Here is a 13,561-nt window from a genome sequence, read left to right as displayed (position 1 = left end):
GAGTCATACCATGTTCTCTGATTTAACCAACAAACGCGTGTTGATCACCGGTTCCACCGCCGGTATCGGATTGGCAACCGCCGCCCTGTTCGCCCAACACGGCGCCAAAGTGGGGATTAACGGCATGCGCAGCGAACCGCCGGCAGAAATCGCCGCCTTCCCCGGTGAATGCGCGTTCTTCTCCGCTGACCTATCACGTTCCGCCGGCTGTGAAGCGTTGGTGGAAGCCTTTGTCGCCCGCTTCGGCGGCATCGACATCCTGATCAATAACGCCGGTGGGCTGGGCGGGCGCAACGGGCTGGAAGCGATAGACGACGAGTTCTTTGATCGAGTGATGGATCTGAACTGCCGCTCAGCGCTGATGGTCACCAAATTCGCTATCCCTCACCTGCGCGCTTCGGCACGCGAGAGCGGCGTTACCGCCAGCGTGATCAGCACCGGCTCCATCGCTGCACGCGAAGGTGGCGGCATCGGCGCCGGTCTGTATGCCAGCGCCAAAGCCTGGTTGCACAATATTCATCGCAACTGGGTGAAGGAGTTCACCCAGGACAACATCCGTTTCAATATCGTGTCGCCGGGCAGCATCGACACCGCCTTCCATCAGGGTAAAAGTGAAGAAGTGCTGGGCAAGATGTGCGCCTCGATCCCGATGGGCCGCTTTGGTCGCAGCGAGGAAGTGGCCCCCACTTACCTGTTCCTGGCATCGCATAACTGCAGCGGCTACATCACCGGGCAGATTATCGACGTCAACGGCGGGCAGATTGCGCCCTAAGGGTCTGTGACTCACTTTCGGCCGCGTGATAAAGTCGGGGTAATGGGCTAATGCAAAACGGGAATGTAATGGCGAATATACGTGATGTGGCACGTCATGCCGGAGTGTCGGTCAGTACGGTTTCCAACGTGCTGAACGGCCGGGTCGATCAGATGCGCAAGGATACGCTGGCCCGTATCGAACAGGCGATGGCGGCGCTGCAGTACCAACCGAACCGTGCGGCGCAGCAGCTCAAAACCGGGCAGGTCAAAATGCTCGGCCTGCTGGTACCTTCGATCGTCAACCCCAGCTTCGCCGCACTGGTGCGTGAGATTGAGCTGGCGGCCAAGCAAAACTACGGCTATCAGGTGTTGCTGGGCGATACCCATCGCCAGCAGGAAGAGGAGATCCGTTTTCTCGACGATTTGCTGGCGTTAGGCATCCGCGGCGTGGTGGTGGCCTCCACCTTTTACGATCGCCCCCATTTCCGTGAGGCTCTGAAACGCGGCCTGGTGATGATTAACTACGACGAACGTGCCCTGACGGCCCCAGGTGAAACGGCGCTGCCGATCGACAGCGTGTCGATGGACAATGGCGCCGCAGGCAACATGGCGGCCCGGCATCTGATCGCCCAGGGCTGTCGCCGTATCGCTTTCGCCACCGCCTCCGGCATGACCAGCAGCCGCGCCAACAAGATTGCCGGCTACCGGCAGGCACTGGAGGCGGCCGGGCTGCCGGTCAGGGTGATCGAAGGCAAAGCGCAGTTCGCCTACGGCGATGCCGAAATGGCCGAACTGGGGAAAACGCTGGCTGAGCAGATCTGCCAGAGTGAACCCCGGCCGGACGGCGTGGTAGCGCTGAACGACATGCTGGCCATCGGCATGATTTCCGCCTTCCAGCGGCTCGGTGTGCGGGTGCCGGAGGATATCTCGGTTGTCGGCATCGATAACATGTTTCTGTCCGAACTGTTCAACCCGGCGCTCAGCTCTGTGGCGCCACCGCTGCGTGAGATGGCGGTAAAAATTGTCGAACGGCTGATCGGCCGGTTAGAAAACCCTGAACTGCCGGTGGAGGAGTTTTTATTTGCTCCCAGCCTGGTGTGCCGCCAGTCGGTCATTAACGCGTAATCCCCGGCGGGGTCGCTGCCCCGCCCTCATTCACATGAAACTCCTGGCTGCGCTAACGCGCGGCGGGGTTTCGCTGCGCCCAAATCGCAGCAGGAGATTAAAAATGAATAATGAATCTTGCGTTTACTGCCATCCAACCGATGAAATCGTGCTGTGGCAAAACCCGCTGTGCCGGGCGATATTCATCGCCGACAGCCCCTTCCCGGGCTGGTGCCGGGTGGTTTGGCATGAACATATCGCCGAACTGAGCGATTTACGTGACGACCAACGCAACAGCATCATGGCGGTGGTGGCGCAGGTTGAGGCGCAGCTGCGGCAATTGCTGACGCCGGCGAAGATCAATATCGCCAGCCTGGGCACCGCGCTACCGCATTTGCATTGGCATATCATCCCGCGTTACCTCGACGATTCGCACTTCCCGGAACCGGTCTGGAGCACGGCGCTGCGGGCGCCAACGACGAAAACGCTGCCGGAGAATTTTATTGAATTAATGCAGGAGCGGCTGGCGATAACGCTGGGGGCATGATACTACGCCGGGCAATGCCCGGCGTTTTCAACTTGATTACGGCTTTTCGGCGATTTTGCGCAGGTATTCGTTATTTTTAAACGCAATGATGATCATTTCAAAGCAAACGCGAGTGAACACGCCACCGATGATGATCGCGAACAGACCACGGAAAAACTCACCGTAGAACATCGCCCCAATCCCACCAACAATAATGCTCAGCAGGCACAGCCAGTAGACACCGGTGATGATTTTCGGTGTCAGCATCGCATCAAAAAAGAAAATGTTTTTCATTGTAAATCCTTCCTTAGGCCAGTATTTAATTATCCCAGAGGCGCCACATGGGTGCGGCAAGCCTTTTTGTCACGCCGGTTATGATAGCGAGTAACACGATGAAAAGCGCCCAGAAATCAGCACGCCATTACATAAGGGTTGAGGATGTTTAACAAAACAGGCAACAAAATACTCGGCGGTTTGGCGGCATTGCTGCTGCTGAGCCAAAGCGCACTGGCACAGGAAACGCTGATCTTCGTGCGGCACGGGGAGAAACCCGCCAACAACAGCGGGCAGTTAACCTGCAAAGGGCTGAACCGCGCACTGGCACTGCCGGACGTGTTGCTGAAGCGCTACGGCAAACCGGACTACATTTTTGCCGCCGGGCCGAAGGAAAACAAGCTCGGCAGTTCACTGCGGGCGCTGTCGACCATCATGCCCACCGCCGTGCGCGTCGGGCTGCCGATTGGCATTCAGTTCCACGCCGATGACATCACCGGGCTGCAGCAGGAACTGCTCAGCGAGCAATACCAAAACTCACGCATTTTCATCGCCTGGGAACACAAGAATCTCGATAAGGCAGTGAAGGCCATCGTGGCCGCACGCGGCGGTGACGCCAATTTGGTGCCAAAATGGCCGGGCAGCGACTTCGACAGTATCTTTGTGGTGACGCTGGATCAGGACAAGGTTTCATTCAGGCAGGAAAGTGAGGGTCTGACGCAGTTGGCGGAGACCTGCCCTGCTGCGGGATAAAGCCAAACCGCCTTTGGCGGGTTCGGTGAGATGACATAAGGGAGTCTCATCGGGCCTGACTCATTTTATCTGGCTGCTGACGGCGTCATAAGCCCCAACTCAACACCCAACCGAATCGCCTGCCGGGCGTTACTGACGCCAAGTTTAACCACAATATTTCTCATATGAAACTTCACCGTACTCGGGGAAATACTGGCGATGGCGGCAATCTCGCCATAGGTTTTCCCCATACTGGCCCAATACAGCACCTCACTCTCCCGTGGGGTAAAAATGGGTTTTTCCGTATCCGCATGATGCTTCCGCCGGTTGGATGAGACCGATCCTGCGAGACGGTACATTTGTTCATTGATATCGATCAGCAACATTTGCATGGCTCCGCGATCGGATGAGATCCGCTTTTCCAGATCCTCTTCTCCACTGCCGCCGAGGATAACCGATAACAACGCCAGGCTATTCATAGAGTCGTGCAACACAAAGGTGAAGCCGTTAACAATGTTGTAGCGCCTGGAAAGGCAAAAAATCTTATCTGACATCAGGGTGATATTTTCGTCCCAGACAAAGGGCGAGCTGCGCTTGAACGCGGTCAGTACCACCGGGTCAGTGAGCTGGAAATTGTTGGTGCGGTAGAGATCTACCCATTCTTCAGGATAACTGGAAATAATAAGCACATCTGACGGATCTTTTTTTCTAATCACCGTGTAGGCGAATTCAGGGCTACCGAGTGAGGACAACTTTCGGTCGATATGCCCTCTGAGCGTTTCCGTTATTGTTTGATTTTCACTGAAGGAAGAAAACATACAGGCTCCGTGGCAGTCTGACTTGGTCCATTTAGTGAGAAAACCTGCACTTATGTAGAGGTACGAACTGCACTTAAGTTCAGGTTATGAATCAGGCACTCTGTCTTATAATGAACCGCGTTAGGCGAAGAGTAAAAAACTGCTCTGCAAGATCAGGTAGGTCACTCAGCCAACACCAGGGAAACTATTCCGGTCAGACAGAATAGACAAAAAGTCACTGCTGGCCGGGATCCTTAATTTAACCCTGCTAATTTATCCTTTCAAATTCATCTTCGCCAAGGCCGAAGGTCGCCAATGCATCTCCATTGGGTTGCTTTACCCTCTTAAGTAGACAAGCGACGATCATGGTCAACGAAAACCTTGCTGATCAGAGGGGCGGGAATTACTGTGCGTTGAGCCTGTTTTGTCTTTCTCACTTCAAACATTTATCAATATAACAAGGCTCCACTTCAAAATAATAAACAACTTAAATAATTTCAAAAAGATATATTTGGATTAAACATTATCGCTCTAAAAATTAAGCCGCCTCCTCAGGAAGCGGCTTTTTTATACTGCGCTAATGGTCCAGATAGAGATAGTGCATCCAGCTGGTCATGCGTAGCAGTACCTTGCGCATGACCGCCACGTGGGTAAAGTGGTCGGAATAAACTGCCACCTGCGAAAAAATGCCGTCAGGTAATTCATCGATTTCACTGTTGGGTGCCAGCTCAATCACCGCCAGCACACCATCACTGCCGGCAGCCACACTCAGCGATTGTAGCGTCCCTTGCGCCTGGTAAGACCCGCCGGGGACTACCGGCAGAATTCTGATCAATTTACCGGGGAATACCTGGCCGGGAAATGCATTAAACACCACTTCGGCTTCGTCGCCGGCCTTAAGACGCAGCAACGAGTTTTGGCGGAACTGAGCAATGATTTGCCGTTTTTGCTCAGGAATAAACACCATCACCGGCCGCAGCGGAATTGCCGCGGCGTAGGTCCCTGGGCGGATCAGCACCTGGGTCACGTAACCGTCGCTGGGAGCGCGTATCACCGTTTGATCAAGATTATATTTGGCCTCTGCCAACTGCGCCCTGAGGCTAACGATTTGAGACTGTTCCCCGTTAATCACGCTGTCTAACTGACTTTTTATTTGCGCTTGCTCCGCCACGGAACCTTTTACCAGCGCATCTTGCGCCAGATAGTTCTGCCGGGCGTTATCAATATCACTTTCCGAAAATGGATTGACCTTGGCCTGGCTGCCTCGGACATAACGCTGATAGTCTTTATATAACCGGTCGCGCTCTGCACTAACCCGAGATGTGTTGGCAATCGCTTCGTCGAGCTGCCCTTTAAGCACCTGAGTATTATTAATCTCGGTGACCAAATCAGCCTGAAGTCGATTGACCCGAGCCTGATAGCGTGCGGGTTCTAATTTAAACAGCACTTCACCTTTTTTTATTAATACGTTTTGCTTCTCGGTTACTTCGCTAACCACGCCCGTGACCTGTGGCGTAATAGGGATTGATATAACCGCTTTCTGCGCCAAATAAGTATAGGGGTGGTTATAATTCATTAGCAGAATTAACGCCCCAATTAAAAACACCCCACCTAATGCAGCCGTGGGCACGGTCCATTTATTGACCGGTATTTTGAAAATCTTAAATATGGACCAGGCAAAAGCGACATAAGTCAGGATAATGAGCAGATCCATGGTGGCTACTCCGAAGGCGGCATTTTATTACCCGCCAGTTTCAACTCCAGCTCCGCCACACGTTGCTGCAACTGTGCGAACGACGCCTCCTGACCTTGCATACCCCAACCACGCTCGGGGCGATATAAAGTAGCCCATATCCATAAAAACGGCCAGATCACGTGCAGAGTAAATAAACTTACCCAGCCCGCGACATGGATAGCATCGGCATGCGGATGGTTGCGTGCCTTGGCAATAAGATAGGGAATATCATGCAGAATAATAATCCCATAGAAAATAATAAGGAAAACCAGAATAAGTACACCCAACGCGAAGTAATTAAGAAACATAACTGCCTCTCATTTGCGGAACCCGTGTTCACTGGTAAAGATAGACGCGTTTTTAGCTTTTTGTGCTAAAACTGGGTAAGTTTATTTCGGCGGGTGTACCTTACAGAAAATGAACCAAAATAGATAACAACGGCACTTTGATTTTATGGGATTTTTAGGTTTAAGCGGAAGAACCGTTACCACTCTGACGAGTAGCACAAACCATCCAGTAATAATGATTATTATTAAAGGTAAACTCATTCAAAACCTGCAGCCCCAGTTTACGCGTATGTGCCGCATAAGAGCGTGGGTTAATTTTATTCACAAATGTGACCAAGACATCAAAACGCGATGACATTTGTTTTAATGCAAACGCAAACAGCGCTTCAAGCACCCCGCTGCCCCGAACCGAAACGTCGACACAGATCGGCCCGTATTGGTAAGAGTTCTCCACCGTCAACACCTGGCCGGCAAACTCACATTCTCCCAATCTGCCAATCATGTGCTCAAATAAAGGCCAGGGTGCCCAAAACTGCCAGGAAGCGGCCATCACGAACGCGACAATCTTACCTTCCTGCCTGGCGACAAACAGCCCTTGTTCTTGCTCGATCAACGCGACCATTTGCTCATAGGTCAGCAAAGTGGTCACAAAACCATCTTTCTTGTCTTCCTCACTGATGGTTGCTACCTGATACCGCTTGAGCAGTTCAGTCACTTGTTCAATATCAGCCACATTGGCCACACTCAATTCCATGCAAACCTCCTCGAAAGTCGAAAATAGCCCAGTTTTTTTAGAAATTTATCATTGCAGTAAAAATTAATTCTCTGTATCCCATTAAAGTTATCCTTTGATAAATAACAAACGGCGCAGTCACAGGAATATAAACCCCGGTAATTCATCAACCCGAACTGACAAACTTTCTGCGAATGAACACGTTGAATTCATTATTTCCAAGCCTTGCTAGCTAAACTACTATCAAAGTAATCTGTTTTATACGTACAGATCAGAGCGATATGGAGTGGAACAGATGCCGATGGAGCAGACGGAAGCGGGAAGACAGGGCAGCCTGTACCGTCAGATTGCCGAACAGATCAAACAGGCAATCCACGCAGGATTTTTACCTGCCAATACACGTTTGCCGTCGGTAAGAACGCTGGCCACTCAATACAACATCAGTCTGACAACCGCACTTAAAACCTTGCGTACCCTGGAAGACGAACATTACGCCGTAGCCAAACCCAAATCCGGTTTTTTTGTCGCACCAAGACGGCATTCGCTGCAAAAGGACGCCGTTATCGTGGAACAGCCACGTGAGATTGCGCCGCTGGATGAACAAACCGAACTGCACATGGCAATGGTGGGGGAAGATTGCCGCGTTCGTCTGGATCTGGCTAATGGTGATAGCTCTTTGTACCCCATCAAAAAACTGAGTTTGATCATGCGCCAGCTGGGTTATAGCAAGCCATTTTTGCTTGGTGATACGGTCAAAGGCTCTGGCTATGCGCCGTTAAAAACAGAAATTGCCCGACGAGCAATAGACTACGGCTGCAACATCAACCCGGATAACATTTTAGTGACCAACGGCTGCGTGGAGGCACTGTCGCTCTCGCTGATGGCGACAGTAAAACCGGGAGATGCGGTTGCCGTTGAATCGCCCTGCTATTTCGTTTTATTGCAAATGTTGCGTCATCTCAAACTACGCGTGATTGAGGTTGAAACGGGTAACGAAGGCTATGTTGATAGCGAAAAGCTGGTTGCGCTGTTCCAGAGAAAAGCGGTGAAGGTGTTTGTCACCCTCGCCAATGTTAATAACCCTCTGGGCAAAACCATACCGAACGAGAAAAAAGCTCACATCGCGCGGCAGGCCGATGAAAACGGTGTGATTATTATTGAAGATGACACCTTTGGCGACATCGCCTTTGGTGTTCAACGACCATTTCCAATGAGGGCCTTTAGCCCCAATGTCATCCTGTGCAGCGGTTTCTCTAAAACCGTGGCGCCTGGCATGCGTGTCGGTTGGGTTCACAGCAACCATTACATGCGAAAAATCACCTCGCTAAAATACACCTCGACCATGGGCTCACCCATATTGCCGCAGGCTACCATTGCCGAATTACTGAGCAATGGCGGATACGACGCCCATCTGCGCAAACTCAGGCATAAGTTGGCTAGCCTGGTGAACAAAATCCGTCAGGTAGTGCTTCTAGCATTCCCCCCGGGCACAAAAGTCTCTGAGCCTGAAGGCGGTTATGTGCTGTGGGTGGAAATGCCGAAGAATGCCTTGAACGTACGTTCACTGTTTATCAAGGCGCGTAATGCCGGGATCGGTATCGCCCCCGGGCATATTTTTGCCACGGATAACCGCTACGATCACTGTTTCCGACTGAATGCAGGCTTTGGTTATAACGATGAAGTTGAACAGGCGATCGCCCAGCTTGGGCAATGGTGTACTCAATCACTTGTGGGGGGTGAAGGGGGTTGATTGGCGGAAGATCACAGGAGTCGAACCTGCCCAGGACCGCTGGCGGCCCCAACCGGATTTGAAGTCCGGCCGCCCCACCGGGGACGAGGATCTTCCTTCGGGAACAGGAAGCAAGGGGCTGATTATAGCGCAGTTTACCCTTGGCGCTAAGAGGGAAATAGCGCTAGCCCCCGGCACTATGCCGGAGGCAGGCAGGGTTAAGGTTTCAACAGTTCCTTCACGTCCAGCAGGATAAACTCGTTGTCATCCGCCACGTTCGGCTGGCGGCTGGAGGAGAACGGGAAGTTATTATCGTTGCCGACGATGATATGGCTGCCGTCCACCACGTCCACGTTTTCAATGGTGAAGAACGGGAAGGTCAGCACGCCGTTGTTCAGCGGTTTGCGCGCCAATTTGTTCGGGTCCTGAATGTTCATCAGGTCAATATAGGCCATTTTATCGACCGGTTTACCGACGTTGCCGTCAGAAAATGCAATTTTATATACCCGTTTAAACTTCGCCACCTGACTGAAGCAGTTGTCTGTGGGCGCACCCGCAGCGCAGGCTTGGTCCGCCGTGCCTTCGTTATTATCGCGCTCGATCACCAGGCCATGAGTGGCGTCGATCATATTAAAATCGCCGATGGCGTTCTGGTTGTCCTCCAACACGTATTGCCAACTGCGCCCGGTCCAGGCCTGTTGTTTCACGTCAAATTCCAGCACCCGCAGGTAACGTTTGCCATCGATGTTCTCGAATTTTTCACCGTCCCACAGCGCACCTTCCAGCAACGGGTACAATTTGCTGCCGTCCGGTGATGCCGCCATACCCTCGAAGCCTTTGGAACGCGCCACCTGGAAGTTCTGTTTGCCATCCGGTGCGCCCGGCAGGGTCAGCGTCGGGTTATCCGGCGACTTCACCACCTTGCCGTCGACCTTGGTATCGAACACCGCCAATACCTTACCGTTCAGATCGGCCTTAATCAGGTAGGGGCCGAACTCATCGCCAATCCACAGGGCATTATCGGCAAACTGGAAGCTTTCCGGGTCAAAGTCGCTGCCGGTCAGGTAACGTTTATCGGTGCTCTCATTGATGATATGGAAGGGAACATTTTTGTCCGGATCGTGCAGAAACACCGTTTTCAGCGGCGTCACCGTGCCGTTGTCAAAGTCGATTTTGTAGTGATTGAGGTACAGCATGGCGTCCGGCGAATTGGCCTTGCTGCCAAAACCATTGTCGGTCAGCACCCAGTAGGTACCGTCGGGCATATGTTTGATGCCGGAATGGCCCTGCAGCGGCTGCCCGTTGATCGGCAGGCCAATACCGGTCATGCGATCGGCGGATTTACCCGCCACGCTGCCCAGTTCGGTCACGCGTTTGCCGCTGGTGTATTTACCGCTTTGCTGTAAATCGGCGGGGGCATCCTGCGGTGCGGCGACGTTGGATTTCACCGCCAGTAACGCGTGCCCGGCCAGGGTTGCCGGCACCGGTTGGGCTTGCGCCCACAGGTTAGTGCTCAGTGCCATACAGCCGGCCAACAGTGCCAGGCGGGTTTTGGTTATGTGCATGTCTTGGTTCCCTTTTTGTTGTTATCACCCAGAAGTAAAAGCAACGTCACTATAGGGAACCGCAATGACAGTAATATTATTCGGCGAACGCCCGCCGGTAGCTGTGCGGATGGAAGCACCAGGTGATGGCGATCAGCACCACCACCAGCAGCGCATGGATTTGCCAATCCAGCACAAAGCCGCCGCTGTAATCACGCAACAGGCCGGAAATATAAGGCGTGGCTCCCGCCAGCAGGAAACCTATGCCCTGCATAAAGGCCACCAATCGCCCCGCGGCCGCCGGGTGCGGAATATGATCGAGCGCCAACACCAGGCACAGCGGGAAGGCGCCGCCCAGCCCCAGGCCGGAAACCAGCACCCATAGCCACGGCAACGTCTGCGGCAGATAAATCAGGCCGATGAAGCCGATCAACTGCATGACTAATGCCAGCAATAACAACGGCCGTCGATCCAGCGATCGCGCCAGCGCCGGCAACAGCAGCGCCCCGACGACCTGCCCGAAGGTCATGAGTGCCAACAGCGATCCGCTGGCCTGCGGCTGCCAGCCGAGCTGCATATAATACGGCGGCAGCCAGGCGATCAGGCTGGTATAGCCGCCATTGATCAAACCAAAATAGGCACCGAGCAACCAGGCACGACGGCTGAACCACAGGCTCGGCCCAGAGGAGGTTCCGGATGGCGTCAGGCGTGCCAGGCTACGGCTGACCGGCCACCAGGCGATTAACGCCACCAGTGCAGGTACCGCCCACCAGGCCAATGCACGGTGCCAGTCATGGCCGACACTCATCAGCCAGGGGGTCATCGCCGCTCCCAGACCGCCACCGCCCATCAGAGCCGCCGACCATAGCCCGGCCACCAGCGCCATCTGCTTGAGAAAGTGATGTTTGATAATGCCGGGCATCACCGCCTGGATCACCCCAATCCCCAGTCCACCCAACACCGCGCTCAGCAGTAATTGCGTGCTGCCCGGTGCCAGCTCACGCCAGGCGGCCCCCAGGCCAATGGCCAACAGGCTCAGCACTACGCTGGTACGCTCGTCGAACAGGCGGTTGATCGCCCCACCCGCCAGCGCCATCAACCCCATCATCAGCACCGGCAAGGTGGTCAGCAGCGCCGCACCGCCAAAGCTCAGCCCGGTGGCCTGCCGCAACGTCGGCAACAACGGGCCGATCGAGGTCAACAGCGGCCGCATATTCAGGCCAATCAGCACCAGCGCCCACAGCAGGGGGTTGAACCAGCGGCGTAAGAAAGGGGGAGCAACAAATTGATTTAACACGATCTATTCCTGAACTTCCGGGATGAAGAGTGCGGGCTCACAGAGTGGCAGCCGCAACGTTGCCTTACTCTAGGCTTCCCCGTTAGTATTGGGAAATTAAATAATAAAATAGCCAACAGTGGAAAAATGAATCGTTACCCGATGTTCAATCCGCAGTTACTGCTCAGCTTTGTCGCAGTATGCGACAGCAACAGCTTCACTCGCGCCGCAGAGCGGGTGTTTTTGTCGCAGTCGACCGTCAGCCAACAGGTGCGCCGCTTGGAAGAAATGCTGGGTAAATCCCTGTTTGAACGTTCGTCCCATCAGGTACTGCTGACCGAGGAAGGCGTCAAGCTGCTGAGCTATGCGCGGCGCATCATTGCGCTGAATGAAGAGGCGCACGACGCCTTGACCGGCATCTGGCGCGACGGCGTACTGCGGTTGGGGATGCCGGAGGATTTTGCCGCCCCCACCACCGAACTGCTGGCGGAATTCAGCCGGGCGCATCCGCATCTGCGGCTGGACGTCACCAGCGGCCTGAGCGCCGATCTGCACAGTGCCTACGCCCGTGAAGAGCTGGATCTGATCCTGGTTAAACAACGCCGTAGCCAGCCGCCGCGGGCCGCCCGGCCGGAACCGCTGCTGTGGCTGGACAGCCTGGCCTTCCCGGCAATAGAACAGTCACCGGTACCGCTGGCGGTGTTCCCGCTCAATGGGTTATATCGCGATGATTTGTGTCAGGCGCTGGATAACCTCGGCAAGCGCTGGCGTATTGGCTACAGCAGCGCCAGTCTGGCCGCACTCACCGCCGCATCCGCCGCCGGGCTGGGCGTCACCCTGCTGCCGGCCGGCTGCCGCTTGCCCAGCCATCGGGTTCTCGGCAGCGCCGAAGGGTTGCCGCCGATCGACAACATTGAGCTGGCGCTGTACTACCGCGACGGCGCCCCCGCAGCCACTCCCGCGCTGGCCGAACGGCTGAAGGCGTTTTGTGGGTTGGCGTGAGAAGATTATTCCAAAAGTTGCGGATGTTTGAGCTGCAGCCAATCGTTAACCGCCAGCCAGAGTGCGCCGGCCTGTTCCAGACAGGCGGACACCGCCGCATCCGTCACCAAATCACCTGAATAATCGGCGATGTTACGTTGTTTCCTCAAAGCATCCAGACAGATCATTGCCTCACGCGAAATACCCAGGGTCAGCGGCAATGATTGGATCATGAGTTGATGATGACCGGGTTTATGGGTCGAGGTCCGAAACCCCTCCGCCTGCAGGGCTGCATTGGCGATTTGCATGACCGCTTTATACGCCGTGTCAAAACGCGTTTCATTGCTGAGCAGAGTGATACTGGCGTCATGTCGATTACGCGCAGCGGCGGAGAGTAATTTTCTGATTGCACCCGCGTCAGGCTTTATTGCCTCCAGGCCAAGGCCGATCAGGTTGTCTAACGTCATCCTTGTCTCCCAAAATCCCTAGCTGAGGCTTACTCATAATATCCTGAATAAAAGCTGAATTTTCCGCCAAAGCCGCCTGCCACTCGACTGGCGAGTACAGCTTGGGATTAATTTCCCTACCGAGCTCCTGCTGCAGAGGGTAAAACGCGTTGATCACCTCTGAGAATGACGGGTTGCCGACTATCAGGACGTCTATGTCACTGTCATCCTTGGCCTTGCCAGTGGCAATCGAACCAAAAATAAAGGCCAGTTCAAACTCAGCGTTAAGTTCAACCAATGCCTGGCGCAAACGCTCGACCATCCCGGAGGTTTTGCGGAAAATAGCCACCAACTCAGGAAAAATCAGGCAATCAGGGTTAGCCCGATAGCAGATTTGGTTTCCCTGTTGCTGTCTGAGCAAGATGCCGCCCTGTGCCAGTTTGTTCAACTCTTTATGTAAGGTACCGGCCTGAGTTGCGGTCTGACGCGCAATTTCTCGCACATGAAATGCCTTTTCTGGCTTATTTAGCAACAAAGTTAACAATTTTCGCCGATATTCACTGAACAGGAGAGCAAGCAAAGGATCGTACATAGTGCCTCGTAATGTAGCCTTATTAGCTACAAATGTAGCCAATAAGGCTACAT

Annotated in this window: 15 protein-coding genes and 1 tRNA gene; 6 read left to right on the top strand and 10 right to left on the bottom strand. The window is 54.1% G+C overall.

The window, feature by feature from the left end:
- Positions 1–10 precede the first annotated feature (10 nt).
- From ACSOSI_RS00445 to ACSOSI_RS00435, 3 genes are all read left to right on the top strand, one after another.
- Positions 11–772, top strand: coding sequence for an SDR family NAD(P)-dependent oxidoreductase (locus ACSOSI_RS00445; RefSeq protein WP_476706393.1), 762 nt, complete (start codon positions 11–13; stop codon positions 770–772).
- A gap of 68 nt (positions 773–840) precedes the next feature.
- The gene (locus ACSOSI_RS00440) at positions 841–1,878 is read left to right on the top strand and encodes a LacI family DNA-binding transcriptional regulator (protein WP_476706392.1); all 1,038 of its coding nucleotides are present in this window, start codon (positions 841–843) and stop codon (positions 1,876–1,878) included.
- Positions 1,879–1,981: 103 nt separating this feature from the next.
- A complete protein-coding gene (locus ACSOSI_RS00435; RefSeq protein WP_017891223.1) occupies positions 1,982–2,404 on the top strand; it encodes an HIT family protein in 423 nt (140 codons plus the stop codon).
- 36 nt (positions 2,405–2,440) lie between these two features.
- On the opposite strand, the gene ACSOSI_RS00430 is transcribed toward ACSOSI_RS00435, so the two are convergent.
- Complete coding sequence (locus ACSOSI_RS00430) at positions 2,441–2,677, bottom strand: DUF4282 domain-containing protein (RefSeq protein WP_037426124.1); 237 nt, start codon at positions 2,675–2,677, stop codon at positions 2,441–2,443.
- Positions 2,678–2,821: 144 nt separating this feature from the next.
- Between ACSOSI_RS00430 and ACSOSI_RS00425 the strand changes: the two genes are divergently transcribed.
- A complete protein-coding gene (locus ACSOSI_RS00425; protein WP_112363423.1) occupies positions 2,822–3,409 on the top strand; it encodes a histidine phosphatase family protein in 588 nt (195 codons plus the stop codon).
- Positions 3,410–3,474: 65 nt separating this feature from the next.
- Here ACSOSI_RS00425 and ACSOSI_RS00420 read toward each other — a convergent pair whose 3' ends face one another.
- The 4 genes from ACSOSI_RS00420 to ACSOSI_RS00405 all read right to left on the bottom strand — a co-directional run bounded on the left by ACSOSI_RS00420 (position 3,475) and on the right by ACSOSI_RS00405 (position 6,961).
- Complete coding sequence (locus ACSOSI_RS00420; RefSeq protein ID WP_261421962.1) at positions 3,475–4,206, bottom strand: helix-turn-helix transcriptional regulator; 732 nt, start codon at positions 4,204–4,206, stop codon at positions 3,475–3,477.
- A gap of 556 nt (positions 4,207–4,762) precedes the next feature.
- Complete coding sequence (locus ACSOSI_RS00415; RefSeq protein WP_476706391.1) at positions 4,763–5,899, bottom strand: HlyD family secretion protein; 1,137 nt, start codon at positions 5,897–5,899, stop codon at positions 4,763–4,765.
- 5 nt (positions 5,900–5,904) lie between these two features.
- Positions 5,905–6,228, bottom strand: a complete 324-nt coding sequence (locus ACSOSI_RS00410) for a DUF3302 domain-containing protein (RefSeq protein ID WP_476706390.1) — start codon at positions 6,226–6,228, stop codon at positions 5,905–5,907.
- A gap of 160 nt (positions 6,229–6,388) precedes the next feature.
- Positions 6,389–6,961: a GNAT family N-acetyltransferase gene (locus ACSOSI_RS00405; protein ID WP_218217390.1), complete on the bottom strand. Its 573-nt coding sequence runs from the start codon at positions 6,959–6,961 to the stop codon at positions 6,389–6,391.
- 274 nt (positions 6,962–7,235) lie between these two features.
- Here ACSOSI_RS00405 and ACSOSI_RS00400 point away from each other — a divergent pair, with 274 nt between their 5' ends.
- Positions 7,236–8,690, top strand: a complete 1,455-nt coding sequence (locus ACSOSI_RS00400) for an aminotransferase-like domain-containing protein (RefSeq protein ID WP_218217389.1) — start codon at positions 7,236–7,238, stop codon at positions 8,688–8,690.
- Between the two features lies 1 nt (position 8,691).
- On the opposite strand, the gene ACSOSI_RS00395 is transcribed toward ACSOSI_RS00400, so the two are convergent.
- The 3 genes from ACSOSI_RS00395 to ACSOSI_RS00385 all read right to left on the bottom strand — a co-directional run bounded on the left by ACSOSI_RS00395 (position 8,692) and on the right by ACSOSI_RS00385 (position 11,510).
- A tRNA-Sec gene (locus tag ACSOSI_RS00395) sits at positions 8,692–8,786 on the bottom strand.
- A gap of 101 nt (positions 8,787–8,887) precedes the next feature.
- Positions 8,888–10,234 carry an esterase-like activity of phytase family protein gene (locus ACSOSI_RS00390; RefSeq protein WP_476706389.1) on the bottom strand — a complete coding sequence of 449 codons (1,347 nt, stop codon included), beginning with the start codon at positions 10,232–10,234 and terminating at the stop codon, positions 8,888–8,890.
- Positions 10,235–10,310: 76 nt separating this feature from the next.
- Positions 10,311–11,510, bottom strand: coding sequence for a CynX/NimT family MFS transporter (locus ACSOSI_RS00385; RefSeq protein ID WP_276552763.1), 1,200 nt, complete (start codon positions 11,508–11,510; stop codon positions 10,311–10,313).
- 126 nt (positions 11,511–11,636) lie between these two features.
- Between ACSOSI_RS00385 and ACSOSI_RS00380 the strand changes: the two genes are divergently transcribed.
- On the top strand, positions 11,637–12,491 hold the full coding sequence (locus ACSOSI_RS00380) for a LysR family transcriptional regulator (protein ID WP_476706388.1): 855 nt from the start codon (positions 11,637–11,639) through the stop codon (positions 12,489–12,491).
- Between the two features lie 5 nt (positions 12,492–12,496).
- Here the strand turns inward: ACSOSI_RS00380 and ACSOSI_RS00375 are convergent, their stop codons facing one another.
- Both ACSOSI_RS00375 and ACSOSI_RS00370 read right to left on the bottom strand, forming a co-directional pair.
- Positions 12,497–12,937, bottom strand: coding sequence for a DNA-binding protein (locus ACSOSI_RS00375; protein ID WP_259191403.1), 441 nt, complete (start codon positions 12,935–12,937; stop codon positions 12,497–12,499).
- A complete protein-coding gene (locus ACSOSI_RS00370; protein ID WP_476706387.1) occupies positions 12,888–13,508 on the bottom strand; it encodes a nucleotidyltransferase domain-containing protein in 621 nt (206 codons plus the stop codon). The genes ACSOSI_RS00375 and ACSOSI_RS00370 overlap by 50 nt, the downstream gene beginning before the upstream one ends.
- Positions 13,509–13,561 lie beyond the last annotated feature (53 nt).

It is taken from the genome of Serratia sp. AR11 (genome assembly GCF_056376275.1).
This window is presented reverse-complemented; position numbering and strand designations above follow the sequence as displayed.